This window comes from Pseudomonas sp. Q11 (assembly GCF_024494355.1).
Lineage (GTDB): Bacteria > Pseudomonadota > Gammaproteobacteria > Pseudomonadales > Pseudomonadaceae > Aquipseudomonas > Aquipseudomonas hefeiensis.
The window spans coordinates 49,753-68,941 of record NZ_JAKNQY010000033.1 but is presented as its reverse complement, the minus strand read 5'-3'; the positions used below and the strand labels follow the sequence as shown (position 1 = coordinate 68,941).

Annotated in this window: 18 protein-coding genes and 2 pseudogenes; 13 read left to right on the top strand and 7 right to left on the bottom strand. The window is 55.1% G+C overall.

Annotated elements, in window-relative coordinates:
* Positions 1-235: 235 nt before the first annotated feature.
* Both MA884_RS25325 and MA884_RS25320 read left to right on the top strand, forming a co-directional pair.
* Entirely contained in the window at positions 236-871 is a 636-nt protein-coding gene (locus tag MA884_RS25325; protein WP_256233081.1) for an NADH:ubiquinone oxidoreductase subunit N, read from the top strand.
* A 156-nt stretch (positions 872-1,027) separates the two neighbouring features.
* Positions 1,028-2,533, top strand: a complete 1,506-nt coding sequence (locus MA884_RS25320; protein WP_256233078.1) for a YdgA family protein — start codon at positions 1,028-1,030, stop codon at positions 2,531-2,533.
* 248 nt (positions 2,534-2,781) lie between these two features.
* Here MA884_RS25320 and MA884_RS25315 read toward each other — a convergent pair.
* The 5 genes and pseudogenes from MA884_RS25315 to MA884_RS25295 all read right to left on the bottom strand — a co-directional run.
* Positions 2,782-2,949: pseudogene (locus tag MA884_RS25315) on the bottom strand (hypothetical protein); the annotation flags it as partial.
* Between the two features lie 107 nt (positions 2,950-3,056).
* Positions 3,057-3,302, bottom strand: a complete 246-nt coding sequence (locus MA884_RS25310; protein WP_256233077.1) for a hypothetical protein — start codon at positions 3,300-3,302, stop codon at positions 3,057-3,059.
* Positions 3,303-3,421: 119 nt separating this feature from the next.
* A complete protein-coding gene (locus tag MA884_RS25305) occupies positions 3,422-3,817 on the bottom strand; it encodes a DUF2513 domain-containing protein (RefSeq protein WP_256233076.1) in 396 nt (131 codons plus the stop codon).
* A 28-nt stretch (positions 3,818-3,845) separates the two neighbouring features.
* Complete coding sequence (locus MA884_RS25300; protein WP_256233075.1) at positions 3,846-5,759, bottom strand: DUF262 domain-containing protein; 1,914 nt, start codon at positions 5,757-5,759, stop codon at positions 3,846-3,848.
* A gap of 321 nt (positions 5,760-6,080) precedes the next feature.
* A pseudogene (locus MA884_RS25295) lies at positions 6,081-6,672 on the bottom strand (tyrosine-type recombinase/integrase).
* A gap of 396 nt (positions 6,673-7,068) precedes the next feature.
* On the opposite strand from MA884_RS25295, the gene MA884_RS25290 reads away from it, so the two are divergent.
* The 3 genes from MA884_RS25290 to MA884_RS25280 all read left to right on the top strand — a co-directional run bounded on the left by MA884_RS25290 (position 7,069) and on the right by MA884_RS25280 (position 8,950).
* Entirely contained in the window at positions 7,069-7,860 is a 792-nt protein-coding gene (locus tag MA884_RS25290; RefSeq protein ID WP_256233074.1) for a TIGR04255 family protein, read from the top strand.
* The gene (locus MA884_RS25285; protein ID WP_256233073.1) at positions 7,857-8,516 is read left to right on the top strand and encodes a hypothetical protein; all 660 of its coding nucleotides are present in this window, start codon (positions 7,857-7,859) and stop codon (positions 8,514-8,516) included. Before MA884_RS25290 ends, MA884_RS25285 begins: the two co-directional genes overlap by 4 nt.
* Positions 8,517-8,611: 95 nt before the next feature.
* Entirely contained in the window at positions 8,612-8,950 is a 339-nt protein-coding gene (locus MA884_RS25280) for a hypothetical protein (RefSeq protein ID WP_256233072.1), read from the top strand.
* Positions 8,951-9,475: 525 nt separating this feature from the next.
* Here the strand turns inward: MA884_RS25280 and MA884_RS25275 are convergent.
* Both MA884_RS25275 and MA884_RS25270 read right to left on the bottom strand, forming a co-directional pair.
* The gene (locus MA884_RS25275) at positions 9,476-9,835 is read right to left on the bottom strand and encodes a DUF6124 family protein (protein ID WP_256233071.1); all 360 of its coding nucleotides are present in this window, start codon (positions 9,833-9,835) and stop codon (positions 9,476-9,478) included.
* 491 nt (positions 9,836-10,326) lie between these two features.
* The gene (locus MA884_RS25270; protein WP_256233070.1) at positions 10,327-11,205 is read right to left on the bottom strand and encodes a LysR family transcriptional regulator; all 879 of its coding nucleotides are present in this window, start codon (positions 11,203-11,205) and stop codon (positions 10,327-10,329) included.
* Positions 11,206-11,312: 107 nt separating this feature from the next.
* Between MA884_RS25270 and MA884_RS25265 the strand changes: the two genes are divergently transcribed.
* The 8 genes from MA884_RS25265 to MA884_RS25230 all read left to right on the top strand — a co-directional run bounded on the left by MA884_RS25265 (position 11,313) and on the right by MA884_RS25230 (position 19,050).
* Positions 11,313-12,314 carry a zinc-dependent alcohol dehydrogenase family protein gene (locus MA884_RS25265; protein WP_256233069.1) on the top strand — a complete coding sequence of 334 codons (1,002 nt, stop codon included), beginning with the start codon at positions 11,313-11,315 and terminating at the stop codon, positions 12,312-12,314.
* Positions 12,315-12,479: 165 nt separating this feature from the next.
* Positions 12,480-13,061 (top strand): hypothetical protein, encoded by a 582-nt coding sequence (locus MA884_RS25260; RefSeq protein ID WP_256233068.1) that lies wholly within the window; start codon positions 12,480-12,482, stop codon positions 13,059-13,061.
* A gap of 119 nt (positions 13,062-13,180) precedes the next feature.
* Positions 13,181-14,854, top strand: coding sequence for a VWA domain-containing protein (locus tag MA884_RS25255; RefSeq protein ID WP_256233067.1), 1,674 nt, complete (start codon positions 13,181-13,183; stop codon positions 14,852-14,854).
* 169 nt (positions 14,855-15,023) lie between these two features.
* The gene (locus MA884_RS25250) at positions 15,024-15,596 is read left to right on the top strand and encodes an RNA polymerase sigma factor (RefSeq protein WP_256233066.1); all 573 of its coding nucleotides are present in this window, start codon (positions 15,024-15,026) and stop codon (positions 15,594-15,596) included.
* The gene (locus tag MA884_RS25245; RefSeq protein ID WP_256233065.1) at positions 15,593-16,210 is read left to right on the top strand and encodes a hypothetical protein; all 618 of its coding nucleotides are present in this window, start codon (positions 15,593-15,595) and stop codon (positions 16,208-16,210) included. Before MA884_RS25250 ends, MA884_RS25245 begins: the two co-directional genes overlap by 4 nt.
* Before the next feature lie 170 nt (positions 16,211-16,380).
* A complete protein-coding gene (locus tag MA884_RS25240) occupies positions 16,381-17,409 on the top strand; it encodes a homoserine dehydrogenase (RefSeq protein WP_256233064.1) in 1,029 nt (342 codons plus the stop codon).
* Positions 17,406-18,110 (top strand): glutamine amidotransferase, encoded by a 705-nt coding sequence (locus MA884_RS25235; protein ID WP_256233063.1) that lies wholly within the window; start codon positions 17,406-17,408, stop codon positions 18,108-18,110. Before MA884_RS25240 ends, MA884_RS25235 begins: the two co-directional genes overlap by 4 nt.
* 253 nt (positions 18,111-18,363) lie before the next feature.
* A complete protein-coding gene (locus MA884_RS25230; protein WP_256233080.1) occupies positions 18,364-19,050 on the top strand; it encodes a hydrolase in 687 nt (228 codons plus the stop codon).
* Positions 19,051-19,189: the final 139 nt, after the last annotated feature.

Sequence of the window (19,189 nt, the reverse complement as noted above, 5' to 3'; positions counted from 1 at the left end):
ATCGCCGATGGTAGTGTGGGGTTTCCCCATGTGAGAGTAGGTCATCGTCAAGATTGAATCCCAGAACCCCTGTCTGCTGATGCAGACAGGGGTTTTGTCGTTTTTGGGCCGGTAATCGGATCGCCCCTCATGATTGCTGTCCGCACGCGGCAAACCTTGAGGCCGTTGCTATGCTGAGATAGTCGGGGTACTTGAAAAATGGCCCGCGACGTCAATGGTCATGGGGATTCCAATAATGAAAAACCCTTATGCTCCTGGCTTCTGGTGCGCCCTTGCGGCGTTGGTGCTGCTTTCGGCCACTTATTTCTATGGCGTCATGCTGACTCACCAGATCGACAAAGCGCTGATCTTCCTTGATAGTGCGGCTGCGCTTATCGGTGTGATATCCATCGCAATCGTGGCCTGGGCATCGCTTCAGGGCCAACGCATCAAAAAAAAGCATCTTGAGCAGGGCAAAACCCTGGTGCTGATCTGGGACACCAAGGTTGCGCTGCGCCGGGTCGAAACGGTCTTCGACCGCTACTTCTGGGGCAGTTACTGGCAGCCTGGCCGCACATTCCAGGAAGTCATGGGTGAACTCACCGGTACTCCATTGGAAAAAAGTCTCGAGGCCTTAAAGACCCAATGTGCAGAATTGGACAAGCAAGTCGCCGAAGACGACTGGCACTGGCTCAACAACGCTCGTGAGCTCTGCGACGTCGCTAACGCTATGGCCCGTGAGCGCTATCAACTGGACTTCTGCGATCCTCGCGCAGAGTCATCGGGTGCGACGGTGATCAATCGCGATTTCGAAGTGTTGGTGTACACCTGGACGGCGCGGCTGAAGACATTCGACCATCAACTTGATGAGATTGAAGTTCAATATTCGTAGACCCTCTCTCAAGAAAACGCTTTCCCCCCCTTTAAACATTGGGCCCGCTGACACGCCTGATGGTAATCTCCCTCCACTTCGCGGCGTCGAGCCACACCCTTAGCGGTGTCAGGGAAGACGACGGCTTTTCAACCATGGATATTGCTCGGGTCACTCATGAATAAATCAGCAAGCGTACTTTTGGGAATCGTTGTGGTTGTCGGTGCAATCAGCGCAGGTGGCGCCTGGTACACCGGCACGAAGCTCGAAGGAGTGCTGCAAACCGCTATTGCCGACAGCAACAAGCAAATGCAAACGGCCCTGGCCGGGTCCAATGGTACCGCTTCGATCGAGCTGGTTTCATTAGATCGTGGGACTTTCAGCAGCACCGCCCACTACCGCCTCAAGGGCGAAGGCGAGATGTTTGGTGATGAGCCGGTTGAATTGCTGTTCGTCGACAACATCGAACATGGCCCGCTCCCGTTCTCGCGCCTGATGACGCTCAAATGGTTGCCGGTCATGGCCACCAGCCACACCGAGCTTGAGCGCACTCCGCTGACAGAGAAATGGTTCGTCGCCGCCAAGGACAAGTCGCCGCTCAAAGGTGTGGTCAATCTGGGGTACGACCAGTCGACCCACGGCACATTCGAGTTGCTGCCCCTGGACACCAAGCTGGATGAACAATCCCAGCTCAGTTTCTCTGGCCTGAAGATCGACCTGGCCTCTAGCGCCCAGGCAGAGAAGATCAAGGCTGACGGTTACATGGACAGCTTCAAGTTGACCACCGTCGCTGAGGACCAGACTCCGGTACAAGTCGAGCTCAACGGCCTGACGCTCGCCAGCAACCTGAGCAAGAGCACTTATGGTTATTACATGGGTGATAACGTTCTGATGCTCAGTAACAGCAAGACTACTTTTGGCGAGCAGAAGTCGGTCTTGGGCCTGAAGAACTTCGAGATGAAGAACAACAGTACCGAAAATGGCACTAGCGCATCTGGGCGTGCCGATTACAAGGTCGGCGAGTTGTCGTTCAACGATAAGGCCATCGGTTCTGCGCAGATGGCGGTCAGCCTGAAGAACCTGGACATCCCGGCCACCATGTCGCTCATGCAGGTCTATCAGACCAAGCTGCAACCCTACGAACAAGCGGCTGCTGAGGCTGCTGCAGCCGGCGAGCCAGCACCGGAGTTGGTCCTGACCGAGGCCGAGGAGGCGCAGGTCAAGACCGACCTGGAGAAACTCCTGGCCGGCGGCCCGCAAGTGGCACTGGAAAACCTGTCGTTCACTACAGCCAATGGCGAAAGCCGCGCAACGCTGGTCATTGACCTTACCAAACCGCAATCCATGGACCTGCCGCCCGATCAACTGGGTCGTCAGTTGCTCGCCTTGCTGGATTTCAATTTGAAAGTGTCCAAGCCGATGCTGGTGGATCTGTTGACCGTGCAGGCGCAAATGGAAGGCCAGACCGACGCAAAGTTGATCGCCGATCAGGCCACAGCCACCAGCGACATGTTCAGCGCGATGGCGGTGGGCACGGAGCTGGCAACGCTTGAAGGCAACGATGTGGTCACCAAGCTGCACTACGCCAACAATCAGGTTGATTTCAACGGTCAGAAGATGACAGTCGAACAATTCACCGCGTTTGTGATGAACAAGCTTGGCGGCGGTGTAACCATTCAGTAGTCCGCTCCAACAACACCCAAAAAACCGGCCCGTGCATTGCGCACGGGCCGGTTTTTTTATGGCTGTAGCCTGAACGTCGAAGGCACCACAAAGCCAATGCGTGACCCTGAAGCCTGGTGCGCTCCGAAGGCCGCTTGTTATTTGTGGCGAGGGGATTTATCCCCGCTCGGCGGCAGAGCCGTCGTAAAGCATCGGATGCTGCTGGTCAGCCCCGCCCTCTACGGACCCAACAAGAAAACGACCCTGAACTAACGCCCGTATACCTTCTGCAACTGTGCCTCTGTCAGCGCATCCTCGAACGGCACCGGCACGGATTTCACCGCGCCGTAGAGGTTGCGATAACGCCAGTAGTTGCCATTGTGGGCCAATTGATAACCGCGCTCGACCACGCGCTGACCATCAAGCACATAGCGCAAGGGAAAATCCCGTACTCGATTTTCCTCGCAAAAAAAGTAAGCCTGCAAGTAGGCCTACCTAGATTTACTCTTTGATCAGAGCACCCCAATTAATGTCGTCGCGTTCTTCAACCACGATATTTATGCCGCAGAAGAGTTTCTCCCCTGAACGAATGTAATTGAACAGCCGGGACTTCACTACTCCCTGCCCCCCCAGAGTGGCCTTCCATTTCAGGGATGTGGACAACATCACCGACGTTCGGAATCAAGGCAAAGCCTGACTCACTTTCGAAACTCACACCGACAACATCGCCGTCGACTGTAGGGCGTTCGCGACCTTTATGTAACTGCTGAAAATCGATGCTGTAGCGCATTTTGTTTCTCCATATGGGGTATGGAAATCATATCCCTCTACGACCGCTGCCCCTGCTTATGCGGCCAAGGCTCGGGCGGAGCTGAACTGAGCAACAATTCCTAGATTAATTGGATGACGCTAGCCCAGAGAAATACCCGTGTAATGTTCGAGCTGTTTTTTTGCAAAACCCTTGGCGAGCTGACCTAACAAATCCATAGAGAAAGCCCCAGCTTTAAGCGCACCATCCTTGGTTAAGGACCAAATTTTGTCGTCCCGAACGGAGTCCGCGAAATCGTGCCCATCCGATGTAAGGCTTCGGAACGTAAAACTTCGAGAGTTGATGCTACGGCCAGCGGTATCGACCCAGCCTTTTTCGGTAATCAACTGGTAGTGGTACAAAATCTCCTCGGCAGTGTAACCTTCGATGGGGAAGTCTTTTTCGATATCCTGCACTATGAATATGCCACTGGATGATTTGTCCCATGCTTCTAACTTCAGAACGATGGCCCGGATCAGGTCCATATCTCTACGCATATACTCATTCCTTACCTTATGGTTCATCTTAGCTAGTGGCGCTTGGGGCTATTAGGTCATTCAGTTCGTCAGCCGATATTGGTTTTTTCCACACTTGCCCGGCCACCGCCGTATAAGATGAAGCTCTCTTAGCTATTTCATCTTTACCGAATTCAGGCAAAGCGGAGAAAGTTATCAACGAGTTCTCTGTCAGATACTTGCCCATATTCGGATTGTTGGCATAAAAGCTATTGCAAAGAGATTGTGTTAGTATATTTTCCGTCGAATATGCTGACAGCTTTTCGGAATATGTTTTATCTTGTAGGGAGCGATTTCTGGAGCGTGGAAGGAGTGCAAGAGCTCCTATTCGATTTCTTTGTTCAGCGTAATCTTTTGCATCCACAAATCCATGTTCGGTAGGAAGTGTGGTTATATCGAAAGCTGCTTTCAAGATGTGTTCAATGTCAAACGTTTTCATGTTTCTGTCGCGCTGCCAGTAGATTGGAAAGCCGACAGTGTTCGTTAGTTTTATGCTGGATTCCAAGTGGCTTGCTATTCTAGCCAAAATGAAAAGTATGTCCGATCGCTCGTTTTTTGTGTAAGTGAGGTTTTCCAGTCGGTTTATGCTGTTGTAATACTTGTCCCATTCATTTTGTATGTGGTTAAGCAGTTGTTCGTAAGTTTTATTTCTAAGATCTTTGGTTAAAGAAAAAGCGATATCTTTCAGATTGTCGTAATTGTTGGTTTTTCCGTCAATGGTTCGCGAGGTTAATATAAGATCTATGTACGATGATATTAAAGATATTTTCTTTTTCCAGATTTTGCTCGTGTCTTTTTCGTCTATTGCTGACATTATGATCATTGCTTGCGAGTTCAGTCGACGAGTCGCATTATAGAATAGACATTCAAAGTCATTAGTAAATTCGCTTTCGCACTTTCGAATGAATGTGTAGATCTCAACGAATTTAGGTATGGTGGTCTGAGCGAATGAACTGTAATCGTCCGCTGTAGAGAGTGTAAGTCGCGTGGTATTAACCTCAAACCAACGGTGGTAGGCATCGCCAATCACATCAAAATCGCCAGCTGCGTCGCCTTTTGTCTTTCCGCGGATTGTTTCCGCCCACTTTGCACGGAAAAAATTTCGGAAGAATAATGAGTCTTCTTCTGGGTCGATATCTTTTAATTTTCTGATAGCATCAACCCAGGCCTTGTGGCATGCATGACCAGCCTGAGTATCTGTAATTTTTGATAGGATAAGTCCTTTTAAAAGATCAATAGGGCCTAGCCGCAAGCCCCTATCGTTCATAGTGACAAATACGCGGTGGGCTTCCGATTCACTTTCGACTGCGATATCTATGAGTAAAACTCTCTCTCGCACATAATCTATGAAGTACGCGATATGCTCTCTGGCTACATCATCAAATAGATCGTCTGTCGTGCGTAAAGCCTCGATTATCTTTTTATCGCCATCATCGAGGTGTTTAATGTCTTCAGCTTGGGTAAGTGCTTCGCTTACTGGAATTTCTTTGTTGAGATAAAGGTCAAATACCCTTTTTCGGCTGGCCGAAAATTCAATGGAATACTCCATTGTTCCGTAGCTCATGTTTCCGAGTAATCCGCGTATATCGGCAGCATTTTGAATGTCGTTGTCGCAGCGATAGCGTTCTAGAAATGCTAAAAGTAAGAATGTGGACGTTAGCCTTTGCTGACCGTCTACTAAGGGTTTCTTACCACCATCATCTTTGGACGTGATTATTGAGCCAAGGAAGTATGGTAGATAATTCGATACTTCTTTTCTGCCGTGCGCTGGGTCAAAGTCTTGGAGAAATGTGTTCTGAATGTCGTTAAATAACTCAGAGAAATGGCGAGTTTCCCATTTGTATTCTCGTTGAAAATACGGAAGTGAGTAGTGGTTTTGGAAGCAAGCTTTTATATTTTGGGTGGAAGGGGTTACATAGGCCATGCGACTTCGTTCCTTGATTTCCGCTCGTTTGATTTGGATGTGGCTGATTGATATCAAGCTACCACGCGGATTTGCGGGTCGCTATAGCTAAGGGCCAGGGGAGCGTCAGATGTAGGGTAAGAGGCCGGCTGGCAATGCTCCCTGTATGGGTGCAGAGCGGGCTCGAGTGGGGCGTATCTGATAGCATTTCTGTTACTGATCGATATTTTGGCGAACGGCAGGGTGCGATTCAACTGAATTGCCCCTAAATTCGCAGGCACCTTGGAGTGGCAACTTCTGGCCGGATAGCGACGGTCTGAGCCAGGCCGTCGCTGGCCCTATCTAGGCTTCAGTCTGTTCAGCCATTTCCAGCACATCATCCACCTCAATGCCCAGATACCTGACGGTGCTTTCAAGCTTCGTATGGCCTAGTAGCAACTGGACCGCTCTGAGGTTCTTCGTTCGGCGATAAATCAGCGAAGCTTAGGTGCGTCGTAGCGTGTGAGTGCCATACGTCGAGGGATCCAGATCAATTGAGGTTACCCAGGCGTTGACGATGCGCGCGTATTGCCGCGTGGACAGGTGATCTGAGCTGCTCAGCCGGCTTGGAACAAGAAGTCCTCGTTTCTGAGCTGGGTGCGCTGAATCCACGTTTCCAAGGCAGTGCGAGTCTGTTCGGTGATCTCGAACTGCACGGGTCGCACGATGGCTCGCGGTCCCCGTGGACTACATCCCGGACGCGTAGCTTGATCAGATCACAGGCCCGTAGCTTGCTGTCGATTGCCAAATCGAAGAACGCCAAGTCTCGGGCTTTCTGGGCAATCTGCGGCCTGACCCGGATGGCCGAAATATCTCTGAGCCGGAGCGGAGCTTTCTGTCCGAGCAGTTTCCCTTTGTTCCAGGGCTGCCGGCTAGCGGTGATTGAAGTGTTCATGGCATGACCCCCACATTAGGGGGGCTAGCGTGGATCAGCCTTGGAACGCTTTGTTTAGAAGCCAACAGACGATCGCTATCTGACCAATACGGACGGTCTGCCCTATAAATTATATCCGGGCGGCTTTTCGCTTCGCTTGTGCCCAGGCCCCGGACAAGAAGCCGCCAGGCCATCTGGTACGGCATCCATGCCTCACCAGCTCTAACCTAGCGGCCTAGAAGCGCATCCAAGGGAGGATTCAACATCCGAAGAAAACCTTATGACAAGGGTACCACCCGTCTACTGCAGCCCCTATATACGTGGGCGTGTGGAGATAATTGGCTAAATTTTCAATCGGCGTGCTAGTGTTAACTACGTCGCACAGCGATCATCACTGCTGTTTCGCATGAGGCGCAAATGACCACACCAGGGAATCAACAGCTGCCCAGCTTTAAAAAACCGCCGATAAACGAGGTGGTGCTTGGGTGCCAGTTTGAACAGTTGAAAGAGTTCAAAGTAACCCACTTCGGAGATCTTTGGGCAAGACTGAGAAAAGATTTCCCAAAGGTCGAACATGCTCCTCCTATAGCAAGTGCATCCGGCTTCCTGCCCGAGGATCAAGGAACTGGACTTCCTTGGCCACGCTCATGGTTCATAAACAACACAGATAGCAGGCTTATACAGTTCCAGCCAGACCGGTTTTATTACAATTGGCGCAAGAGGGAAAAAGAGCAGATTTACCCACGCTACCCAGAAATATTTTCCTGTTTCGAAAATTACTTTAAGGTTTTTGGGAAGTTTGTTTCTGAAAACAGCCTCGGCCCACTTAAACCGACTACCTGGGAGCTGACGTACACAAATCAGATACCAGTCGGCGAAGTTTCTTCATCAAAAATAGAGGTTTTCAGGGATGTTCATTGGATGCATGACCCAAACCGATTTTTACCGGAGCCGACAAACCCAGCCTGGGCAGCAACTTTCCATTTACCCAATGACGCGGGTGTCTTAGTTGCAAAACTCATCACAGGAAAGATGCCGCATGAAGATACAAAAATTCAGATCCTCGAACTAGCTGTGCGCGGCCCAGCAAAAGATCGCACTGAAACAGCGATGAAAGAATGGTTTGACTTGGCCCGAGAGTGGATAGTGAGAGGATTCACCGATCTTACTACCAATGAAGCACATGGAATGTGGGAGCGTGAAAAATGAGAGACGCACTAACAGCATTTTCTATTTGCGACGTAGGCGAAGACTCTTCTTTGAGCATCCGTACAACAGCTCCGTATGGAAAATCCGCTAGATCTCAGAGTTACATAAATATTCCCAGATCAGCAGCCAGAGAAGGAAGTTCGTCGTCAACCGCGGCTGATTTTATATCAATTGATAACTTACTTGATGATACACAATCATCCGTTGCGTTCATTGAGCTTGATCGCCGGCGGGCAGATACTACAGAGGCAGAATCGCTTCTTGAATCTCTGCGGACCCAGACAGCAATCAGAAACGCCAACAAGATAGCAGATCGAATAGGGAATCTAATAGAGCTATACAAGGAAGATTACGAAGGCAGAGCCTTATCTGCATCCTCAATTTTTACATTCCTAGACTTCCTAAATACCCATCGCAACTCTAAGTTTCCTGCGATCACAGCAACCCCAAACGGTGAGCTATATGTGCAGTGGAAACGAGACAATGACCAGCGACTTGGGGTTCAGTTCTTAGTTGGAAGTGTGATTAAATGGGTTCTCCTCAAGAGAAACCCAGAACACGACGAACGCATAGATTATTTTGCCGGCCAAACGGTGGCTGACTCTTTTGGAGAGACAGCAACTGCGCTAGGTATTCGCGAATGGATTGAGGAATGAAGGGAGACATTTTAGCCGATACAGATAACGTGGCGCGCCTCTGTGGCGGATCCCATATAGATCCAGACACTGGGGCTCCCGGGCCAGGCGCTTTTATGCTTCGCGAAGGTGAGTCGTATCTTTCTGTAAACTGGCTAGAGTATTTCGAGCAACTTAATCATGAAGAACGGCTCAGGGAAATCAAGCAAGCACTAGCGAGCAAGAGAACGGTGGGAAGGACAGCTCTTTTGGCGCTACTCAATGTCGGAAGCACCACTCGACATGTTGGTGAAGATCCATTGTTGGCTTTCACGCATGAGCCCATTGGAGATGCTGAACTCCCACCTGATGCCTCTCACTCCGGCATTAATAACTTTCAAGGACTTGAGAATTTAGTAGCAGAGAAATTGAGCCAGGCAGTTTATGAGCAATGCCCAGCCAGAACGGACGACTGAAAAGTAGCAAGATAAAGTACACAGGATACTCGACTAGCTATCCACCCTCCCCTCTTTAGTTCAATTTGATTTGATAATATAAAGCGGCCCTGATTCCTTAGGCAACGTGGACCGTCCGCTCCTGGCCCAGACTAAGAACGTTCTAGAGCAAGTTTGACGGTCAAAACTAGGACGAAAATCGCGTTCCTACGCAAATTTCGGATCTGCTGACTAGCTAAGCGCTGGCAGATTTCACGTAGTAACGCGGACTTCCAAACGGTGTCTGCGTTTTTACAGACTCTGGGCCGATGGCAGACGAGGGTCAATAGTCAGTATTTGGGCCGTTTGCTTGAGGTCGGTACGTGATGCATCGAAACGAAAGCGCAGTCCCGAGTTATTGCCGTATGCGCATGGAGTATCAGAGATAAGCTAGCTGGGAGAGCGCAGCCCAGTGATGAAATGAAACAGTCTCGCTAGGAAAGCTGTGGTCAGATGCAAATACATCAAACCCGACGTAAGACGTCGGGGTTGATGTCGGATGGGTTGTTATCGCGGATCGACGTTATCCAGCACCCGATTCGCCAGCAATGAACTCAGTTCGATCAGTTGCTGGACGCCGAGGGCGATGTGGCGGCGGGGGCCTTCGAGGTCGAAAGCCAGATTGCTGATCATCGCGTCGGCGGATGCCAGGTTTTCGCTGAGGTTGGCGAGCAGGCATTCGTTGTCGGCGTGTTTTGCCACGGTGAAGAGCTGGCCCGGTTTGGATGCCTCTTCAGACTTTTCCGGTTTCGGTAGCAGGTAGTGATCCAAGGCGCGTTTGGCGGCTTCGTCGTGCTTTTTATTTTTGCTACTGGAATGAGTAGAGGTTGCGTCTGTTTCTGGAGGGTTCGGAGTTATCTTGAACATATGCATTTTTCCTTCTAGTAGGCCGCAACCATCTCGCTACTAAACGAAGGGGGTGGCAGCTGTGCGCAAGTTAGTAGACCGGTGGAAAATACATAAAAGCCCGGCGCGCCCGAAGGCGCCATGCGCACAGCCACCATCAAATGCAGGCTACGCCTGACTGATGAGACTCATGCAACCATTATGTATTTCCAACCAGGGCTACTAAACCCGACCACTGATGGGCAGTGGCAGGGAAACGATAGAGCCCATGGGCAAGGCGCACAAGCGGGCGGATTCTGGCGTAGTTGTAGGCAAAGGCGCAAGGATGCGTAGCTTGGTGGAAAAGCGGTGCCAAATAGGTGGGGAGGGTAGCCATGCCACGAATTCCGCCTTCGCCAATGCGTCTCCTTCGATGACATCGGACGAGCGTCGAGGAGGGTGTGCGTTTGTTGTGAGATTGATCAAAACGCAACCACTAAGAAATTCTTAGTGGTTCGCTGCCTACTCTTGTTTCAAACACGCTCGCGCAAAAAATCGACAAAGGCACGGGTTCGAGCCGAGCGGCGGCGGTCATGGCTGAACACGGCGCTGATGGGCAGCGCCAGCGGCTGGTAATCGGCAAGCAGGGTGGAGACGGTTCCCTGGCGAACATCGGCAGCGAACAACCACTGCGGTGACAGCGAAACACCCAGACCCGAAAGCACCATTTCCCGGATCGCTTCGCTGCTGTTACTGGTGACGTTACCCTTGATCGTCACGCAGTGTTGCTTGCCCTCCTGGTCGAATCGCCAGACGTCATAGTGTTCCAGCAGCGTGAAACCCAAGCAGTTATGGCGGGCTAAATCAGCCGGCTCGAGCGGCGTGCCATGCTGTTGCAGATAATCAGGGGAGGCGTACGCCCGGCGCGGGCTGTCGCCGAGGGAAACCGCGACCAGCCCTTCGTTTTTCACCACGCCGATACGAATGGCGACGTCGATGTTTTCCTTAAGCACGTCTTCGTTTTGGTCGCTCAGTCTCAGGTCGATTTGAACCTGTGGATGGCGCGCCAAAAACTCTCTCATCAAGGGCGCAATGCACAGCCGCCCAAAACTCACCGGCGCGGCCACACGCAGAGGGCCGGCGATCTGCTCCTGGCCACGGGTGAAGCTGAGCCGGGCCGTGTCGAGGCTAGCGAATATTTCCTTGCTGTGGATATAGAAGCGTTGGCCTTGGTCGGTCAGCGCGAGATGGCGAGTGCTGCGGGCAAACAACGCACCGCCAAGATGTTGTTCCAGCGCGCGGATCTGCTTGCTGACGGCCGGTTGACCCCGGTTCAGCTCCCGGGCGACAGCCGAGAACGAACCGCGCTCTACCACTCGCACGAACATTTGCATCGCGTCGAATAGATCCATCGGGATTTGGCCTCTGATTGGAATAAGTCCTATCCATAGTTGCTTACTTATCGGAATGCCTCGACGGCCGCAACATGTACTCACTCACTCATTGGAGGTTTACCGTCATGAACAACACCATGTTCGCCGCCATTGCCCAAACCGCTCAGGCTCCGCTGGTCGTTCGCCACATCCCCCGACCTGTTCCCGGCAAAGGACAGGTATTGATCAGGGTCCACGCCGCAGGGATCAATCCTCTGGATACCAAGATCGCGGCAGGTGGCGGCGCTCATGCCCGCCAGCCGCTGCCCGCCGTACTGGGTATCGATCTGGCCGGGACGGTCGTTGAACTGGGGGAGGGTGTGCACGATTTCGCTCCCGGCGATGACGTGTTCGGCATGGCTGGGGGGATCGGCGGCGTCCAGGGTGCGCTGGCCGAATACATTGCCGTCGATGCTCACCTGATTGCGCTCAAGCCCCGTTCATTGAGCATGCGCGAAGCAGCAGCCTTGCCGTTGGTCTTCATCACTGCCTGGGAAGGGTTGGTAGACCGGGCCAATGTTCGGGCCGGCCAACAAGTGCTGATCCACGGCGGCGCGGGCGGCGTCGGTCAAATGGCCGTACAAATCGCCAAGGCCCGCGGCGCCGAGGTCTACGCCACCGGCTCGGCCACCAGCCTGGATTTCATCCTCGAACTGGGCGCAACCCCTATCGACCACCGGGCGCAGGACACCGACAGTTACGTGCGCCAGCACACCGACGGCGAAGGCTTCGACATCGTCTACGACACCGTCGGGGGGTCGACACTGGATGCGTCGTTCAACGCGGTGAAGACCTATACCGGCCACGTACTCAGCTGTCTCGGCTGGGGACAACACAGCCTGGCACCCTTGTCGTTCAAGGGGGCGAGTTATTCCGGGGTGTTTACCTTGATGCCGCTGCTGACCGGCAAGGGGCGCGAGCACCATGGTCGGATATTGCGCGAAGCGGCGGCTTTGGTTGAGGCCGGGGTACTGCGCATCAAGGTAGACCCACATCGGTTTGGCCTGGGAGACGTGAATGAGGCGTTTGCGCAAGTAGCGCAGGGGCGTGGGCAAGGGAAGACGGTGGTAGAGATGGCGGGGGAGTGACGCTGGTCTGTAACTGTCATCCGGAAGCTGCACCCATAAAATAGCCCCGGTCTGCAAAGGCCGGGGTTTTATCGCCATCCGCTACCGCTAAAACTTGAGAACCCTTCCAAACTCCGTAGAATGCTGCTGCCATTATGCCACTACCTTTCAGGGACGAGTTCAGACATGCGAGTTTTTACCCTCTTCCTGGCCCTCTGCCTTATGGCGGGCTGCGCCTCCAAACCCGATTACTACATTTCCCCCACGCCGGTAACGATTCCCACAACCGCCACCTATTGGATCGACACTTTCGATGTTGAAGTCGTAGGTAAAAACGAACGCTTTTTGCCTGACGAAAAAGTCCGTGAGCAATTGCACACCGACCTGATCGGCCGCCTGCTTGAGGACAATCGTTATGCCTCCAGCAAGGAAACCGCCGACTATCTGCTGGACGTCAACAGCGTCTACGCACGACGTATTCAAGACACCCAAGGTGGCTTCATGAGCAAGATCGTCGCCGATGGGACGTTCCTCGCCAGTGTTGATTTCAGCTATGAGGTCAAGGTGAAGAAGGCCGGCACCGAGGTTTTGCATTTTGCCCAGGCCCGTCAGGGGCTGATGCCGGGCGGTGCGGTCGGGCAATTTCAGAACATGAGAAGCATGGTGGGTGCTCTGACCAACAGAGGTAACTCTGATGTCGAAGGCTTTTACACCGGCCACTTGAGCGGCTTTATCGCCGACGACCTGCGGGCCATTCCGTCCCGCTAGTCATGACTGTCGCCGGTTGCTGACTCACGCATAAAAAAAATCTCGTGGTCGTTAACCCGAACCACGAGTGCCTCGCGTCTGACCTTGTGAACGGATCATTCATTCACGAGGTTCAGCCCATGTCCCGTCCTCCTTCATTTCTACGTCCTGCTGCCCAGGGCTTCGCCGTGACCTTGCTGGTGGCATTGGCCGGTTGTGAGTTGTCTTCGCCCCGGGAGGTTGCCAAGCCGGCCGAACCGGCGTCTGCGTCCCCCGGCCCTGTGCGGCAAAGCGAAATCGCTTACGTGCACGAGCCTCTGGCCAAGCGCATGGCCGGCCCGGCTTCGATGCCTTCGCCAAGGGTGCGCAGCGATGCTATCGCGGGGGATTACCGCGCCGAGCCCCGCGAGCAGTATGAAAAACTGCCGGACAACCCCATCCACAGCGTCGCCGAAACGCCAGTCTCGACCTTCAGCGTCGATGTCGACACCGGCAGCTATGCCAATGTGCGACGTTTGCTCAATCAAGGTAGCCTGCCGCCCGAAGGCGCTGTGCGACTGGAGGAAATGGTCAACTATTTCCCTTACGACTATGCCTTGCCCACTGACGGTTCCCCCTTCGGCGTGACCACTGAAGTGGCCCCGTCGCCCTGGAACCCTAACACCCGCCTGTTGCGCATTGGCATCAAGGCGAGCGATCGCGCCGTAGCGGATCTGGCGCCGGCCAACCTGGTTTTTCTGGTGGACGTTTCCAGTTCCATGGCCCGGCGCGAAGGCTTGCCGCTGGTCAAAAGCACCCTGAAACTGCTGGTGGATCAATTGCGCGAGCAGGACCGGGTCTCTCTGGTGGTGTACGCCGGCGAATCCCGGGTGGTGCTTAAGCCGACCTCGGGCCGCGACAAGGTCAAGATCCGCAACGCCATCGATCAGTTGGACGCTGGCGGTTCCACGGCAGGTGCGTCGGGTATCGAGCTGGCCTATCAGATGGCTCAGGAAAGCTTTATCGACAAAGGTATCAACCGCATCCTGCTGGCCACCGATGGCGACTTTAACGTCGGCATCAGCGATTTCGACAGCCTCAAGCAGATGGCGGTGGACCGGCGTAAAAGCGGCGTATCCCTGACCACGCTGGGCTTCGGTGTGGATAACTACAACGAACACCTGATGGAGCAACTGGCCGACGCCGGTGACGGCAACTATGCCTACATCGACAACCTGCTTGAAGCGCGCAAGGTATTGGTGGACCAGCTCAGCTCAACCCTGGCAGTGGTGGCGCGGGATGTGAAATTGCAGGTGGAGTTCAACCCCGCCCAGGTCAGTGAGTATCGTCTGTTGGGTTATGAGAACCGTGCGCTCAAGCGTGAAGATTTCAACAACGACAAGGTGGATGCGGGCGAAATCGGCGCTGGGCATACGGTGACCGCGTTGTATGAAATTGTTCCGAAGGGCGAGCAGGGCTGGTTGGAACCGTTGCGTTATGCGAGCACGCCCGCGCTGGGCGGCAAGGCAGGGGAGCTGGCGATGCTGCGCGTGCGCTACAAGCCCGCTGAAGGCGGGAGCAGCCGATTGATCGAGCACCCTGTCGCCAGCACGCAAAAAAATGACAAGGCCAGCGATGACCTGCGCTTCTCGGCCGCTGTGGCCGCTTTCGCCCAACAGCTCAAGGGGGATGGCCGCTACACTGGAACGATGAGTTTGCAGGACACCGCGCAATTGGCCCGCTCCGCCCGAGGTGATGATCCGTTTGGACTGCGCTCGGAGTTTGTGCAATTGGTGGAGCTCGCGCAGAGCCTCGAGCCTGCAGCCAAGCGCTGATCCTGACCACAACGAGGATCAAATGTGGGAGCGAGCCTGCTCGCGATAGCGGTGGATCGATCACTCTCATCATTGACTGATCCGACGCCATCGCGAGCAGGCTCGCTCCCACAGTATTCTCTTGTCGCCTGCCAGAGCTGTGTTGACCGCAAAGGAGTTCGTCACCGACATGCCCGCGCCCCATGATTGCCCCAGCGACGAATCGCTGCTGGCCCGTTATCGCAATGGCGACGGGGCTTGCTTCGAAGCCCTGTACGCCCGCCATCGACAGGGGCTATATCGTTTTCTGGTGTCCTTGAGCAACAAAACCGAACTGGCCGAGGAAGTCTTCCAGGACACCTGGCTTAGCCTGATCCGCAGCAGCACCCAGCCACAAGGGCGGGCGAGTTTTCGTACCTGGTTGTTCCAGATTGCCCGCAACCGCTTGATCGATCACTGGCGCAAACACGGTGTCCACAACCCGCTGCACGACAGTTACGATGAACAGCTCCACGTCCAGCCCGACGACACCGCCGGTCCCGAACAACAGCTGAGCCTGAGTCGCGATCAGGCCCGCCTGGACGCCGCGTTACAAGCGTTGCCTGAGGACCAGCGGGAAGTCTTCCTGCTGCGTCTACACGGTGACCTGGAATTACCGCAAATTGCCGCCCTGACCGGCGCCCCGCTGGAAACGGTAAAAAGCCGCTTGCGTTACGCCCAGCAGAAATTGCATCGACTGCTGGCCGAGGAGGTACCCGCATGATTGATTCCAAACAGACCCCGGATTCCGACGACGAAAGGCTCATCGAGCATTTTCGCCAGCACGCCAGCGGCGAGCCGCCCGCGTCCCTGGACGCCTTCATTCTGGCCGCCGCCCGTCGTGAAGCCCCGACGCCTGCGCTCAGTCTGTGGAAGCGCTGGCTGCAGGCCTGCCAACGGCCGCGCTGGCAGGTGGCATTTGCCACGGTTGCCGGTGTGGCGCTGATGATCGGCCTGGTGGTGCGTTCGCCAGTGCCCCACGACGAGCTGTCCTCACCCGCCTCGATGGAGTTTTCCGCCAATCGGCAGGAGTCCGCCGTCGCCGCTGCACCGCCGCCCGCCATGCCTGCTCCCGCGCCGACAGCCCGGATGGCGCCCCAGGGCGAAAGGGCCCGAGCCCAGGCAAACACTGACCAGGCCTTTGCGGATAGACCCGCGGCGAGAATGAGTAAAAGCGCGCCCGTTGCACTGCCGTCGCTGGAGCAGGAGCTGCTGGAAATCCTGCGCTTGCGCGAGGCGGGTGAGAGCAAGGCGGCTGATGAGAAGTTGCTGGCGTTGTATGAGCGCTTTCCCAAGGAGGATTTGCCGGCACGGTTGGAGGCGTTGCAAAAGCGTTGAGTAAAAAACCGGGATTCGCCCCTTCGATTTCTGACCACTAGCCTGCGATCAGGGTACGAAGTTCAGTGATCATGAGGATTGATAATTTTTTGTTTTGCTCGTGATCAAAACATATAGTTTTTTATGAATCCTCAATCTGTTTGCCAAGTAGAGGCGAAAGGAGCGAACTCATGCAAACGCTCAAAGTTGCAATCGCCGGATTCGGCGGCGTCGGACGTGCCACAGCCGACCTGCTGCTGTCCCGACGCGAGCGCTATCGCGAGGTTTACGGCGTGGACGTTCGCCTGGTCGCGGTGTGCGGATCACGTGCAGGCCTGGCTGACGCGAACGGTCTGCAAGCGAACCAGTTGGATGCCCTGCAGGCGGGTCTGTCAGGGCCGGATTTCGTGATGGCGAGCGGCGCAGACGTTCTTATCGAGGCTGGGCCGAGCGATTTTCGCAGCGGCGAGCCGGGTCTTGCCTACCTTCGTACGGCGCTGGCGGCCGGCCAGGACTGCATCGTGATATCGAAGGGCGCCCTGGTCCACAGCGGGCGACAATTGCGCGAACTCGCGCAGGCCTCGGGGGCGATGCTCAAACTCAGTGGTGCGGCGGCGGCCGCCCTGCCGACACTCGACCTGCTCGACCACAGCCTGGCCGGCTGCAAGGTGCTCGCCATCGAGGGCATCCTCAACGCCACCACCAACTACCTGCTTGACGCCATGAGCACGCAGGGCCTCGGCTTCGATGCGGCATTGCGTGAAGCGCAGGCGGGCGGCTTCGCCGAAGCTGACCCGCGCAACGACACGCAAGGCTGGGATACCGCCTGCAAGCTCCTGCTGCTCGCCAACTTCGGTCTGGGTGCCGACCTGACGATGGATGACCTGGTGGTCGACGGTATTCAGTCGGTCACGGCAGAGCGCATCGAGGCCTGGCGCGAGAAGGGTCTTGTTCCCAAACTGATCGGCAGCCTCACCCGCGCAGACGGTGCGATCCGCGCCAGCGTCGGTATCAAGACCTATCCACTGTCCGACCCGTTCGCCCACGTGAGCGGAAAGAACAAGGCGATCCGTATCAGCAGCGACGCAATGGGCGAGACGCTGGCGATCGGCTGCGGTGTGGAGCCGATCGCCACCGCAGCGGCCGCCCTGAAGGACCTCGAACACATTCTCATGGCCAGGGCCGCGCGGTCCTCCTCTGTTTCGGAATGCTCATCATGACCCTGCGCACCTTGCAAGCCATCCGCCACGTCGGTTTCGAAGATCTTGGCAGCTTTGAGGCGCCCCTGCGCAAAGCCGGCTACGCCATCGAGTACGTCGAAGCGGCAGAGCGCGATCTCGGGCTGCTCGACCCGCTTGATGCAGACCTTCTGGTGGTCCTTGGCGGCCCGATTGGCGTCTACGATCACGCCAGTTATCCGCTCCTCACCAACGAGCTAGAGCTATTGCGAGCACGCCTGGCGGCCGACCGACCGACGCTCGGTATTTGCCTCGGCGCGCAGTTGATGGCGGCCGCTCTCGGTGCGCGCGTCTATCCTGGGCCGGCCAAGGAGATCGGCTGGGCGGCCCTTGACCTGACGCCCGCCCTTGAACGTCAGCCCCTCGCCGCGCTGCGCAATGTGCCCGTTCTGCACTGGCATGGCGACACCTTCGACCTGCCGGAAGGCTGTAGCCTGCTTGCGTCCACCCCGCTCTGTCGCAGTCAGGCCTTCTCCCGCGGGCCAAACGTACTCGGTCTGCAGTTCCATCCCGAAGTCAGTGGCGCACGATTCGAGCATTGGTTACTGGGGCATGCAAGTGAGCTGGCCACGTCAGGTATCGACCCCGTTGCCTTGCGCCGCGATGCAAAGCGCTATGCAAACGATCTCGAGAAAGCCGGGGCCATCTTGCTGGACCAATGGTTGGCGGGCATAGATCAATAGTCGCCGACGCACGTGAATGCTGACCCTCCCAGCCTCAAGCAATCCATTGACCGCATAAATGTTCCAGAACCGTATACCTGTCCAATTTTCAGGCGGCCACTCTGGAGATAGTAGTGATGCCTTTCAGAAGGATTGAGGGACTGAGGGCCTACTCAAAACTGGCCTCTCTCTAAGACGTCGCCATGGTTGCAGCCCTGTGCTTAAGCCATGGCGATCATCAGCATTCACGCGCGAACAACATCAGGTGATCGAAATGACCAATCCAAAACTCGAAGTGCTGACACCCAGCAATTGCCAAGTGATTTTCATCGATCAACAGCCGCAAATGGCATTTGGGGTACAAAGCATTGATCGGCAGACCTTGAAGAACAACACCGTGGGCCTGGCCAAGGCCGCGAAGATTTTCTCGATTCCAACCATCATCACCACGGTCGAAACAGAAAGCTTTTCGGGCCATACCTATCCGGAATTGCTGGCTGTTTTCCCTGAAGCACCGATCCTTGAGCGTACCTCGATGAACTCCTGGGACGACCAGAAAGTACGCGATGCGCTGAAAAAAAATGGCCGTAACAAAGTGATCGTCTCTGGCTTGTGGACCGAAGTCTGCAATACAACCTTCGCGCTGTCAGCGATGCATGATGCCGGCTATGAAATTTATATGGTGGCCGACGCCTCGGGTGGCACCAGCCAAGCTGCGCATGATTACTCCATGCAACGCATGATTCAGGCTGGCGTTGTCCCGGTTACCTGGCAGCAAGTGCTGCTGGAGTGGCAGCGTGACTGGAAGAACCGCGACACCTACGACGCGGTCATGACATTGGTCAAAGAGCATTCTGGCGCATATGGAATGGGCGTCGACTACGCCTACACCATGGTGCACAAGGCGCCAGAGCGCGTAACGCACGGACCGACGCTGGAGCCTGTCGCGGCGAATATCTGACCGCTGCCGGGTCGATCCAGCAGGTCGACCCGACTGCAAATCAATGGACTCCGGTAGCGGGTACACCATGGGTATACGCCGTTTTTTGCTCTGCGGAGTACTGCCATTAGCCCCCCTGCTAAACCCTGCCTGGCTCACA

Coding starts and splice junctions, on each gene's coding strand:
- MA884_RS25325 (WP_256233081.1), top strand. CDS start 236: ATGAAAAACCCTTATGCTCCTGGCTTCTGGTGCGCCCTTGCGGCGTTG.
- MA884_RS25320 (WP_256233078.1), top strand. CDS start 1,028: ATGAATAAATCAGCAAGCGTACTTTTGGGAATCGTTGTGGTTGTCGGT.
- MA884_RS25310 (WP_256233077.1), bottom strand. CDS start 3,302: ATGCGCTACAGCATCGATTTTCAGCAGTTACATAAAGGTCGCGAACGC.
- MA884_RS25305 (WP_256233076.1), bottom strand. CDS start 3,817: ATGCGTAGAGATATGGACCTGATCCGGGCCATCGTTCTGAAGTTAGAA.
- MA884_RS25300 (WP_256233075.1), bottom strand. CDS start 5,759: ATGGCCTATGTAACCCCTTCCACCCAAAATATAAAAGCTTGCTTCCAA.
- MA884_RS25290 (WP_256233074.1), top strand. CDS start 7,069: ATGACCACACCAGGGAATCAACAGCTGCCCAGCTTTAAAAAACCGCCG.
- MA884_RS25285 (WP_256233073.1), top strand. CDS start 7,857: ATGAGAGACGCACTAACAGCATTTTCTATTTGCGACGTAGGCGAAGAC.
- MA884_RS25280 (WP_256233072.1), top strand. CDS start 8,612: ATGCTTCGCGAAGGTGAGTCGTATCTTTCTGTAAACTGGCTAGAGTAT.
- MA884_RS25275 (WP_256233071.1), bottom strand. CDS start 9,835: ATGTTCAAGATAACTCCGAACCCTCCAGAAACAGACGCAACCTCTACT.
- MA884_RS25270 (WP_256233070.1), bottom strand. CDS start 11,205: ATGGATCTATTCGACGCGATGCAAATGTTCGTGCGAGTGGTAGAGCGC.
- MA884_RS25265 (WP_256233069.1), top strand. CDS start 11,313: ATGAACAACACCATGTTCGCCGCCATTGCCCAAACCGCTCAGGCTCCG.
- MA884_RS25260 (WP_256233068.1), top strand. CDS start 12,480: ATGCGAGTTTTTACCCTCTTCCTGGCCCTCTGCCTTATGGCGGGCTGC.
- MA884_RS25255 (WP_256233067.1), top strand. CDS start 13,181: ATGTCCCGTCCTCCTTCATTTCTACGTCCTGCTGCCCAGGGCTTCGCC.
- MA884_RS25250 (WP_256233066.1), top strand. CDS start 15,024: ATGCCCGCGCCCCATGATTGCCCCAGCGACGAATCGCTGCTGGCCCGT.
- MA884_RS25245 (WP_256233065.1), top strand. CDS start 15,593: ATGATTGATTCCAAACAGACCCCGGATTCCGACGACGAAAGGCTCATC.
- MA884_RS25240 (WP_256233064.1), top strand. CDS start 16,381: ATGCAAACGCTCAAAGTTGCAATCGCCGGATTCGGCGGCGTCGGACGT.
- MA884_RS25235 (WP_256233063.1), top strand. CDS start 17,406: ATGACCCTGCGCACCTTGCAAGCCATCCGCCACGTCGGTTTCGAAGAT.
- MA884_RS25230 (WP_256233080.1), top strand. CDS start 18,364: ATGACCAATCCAAAACTCGAAGTGCTGACACCCAGCAATTGCCAAGTG.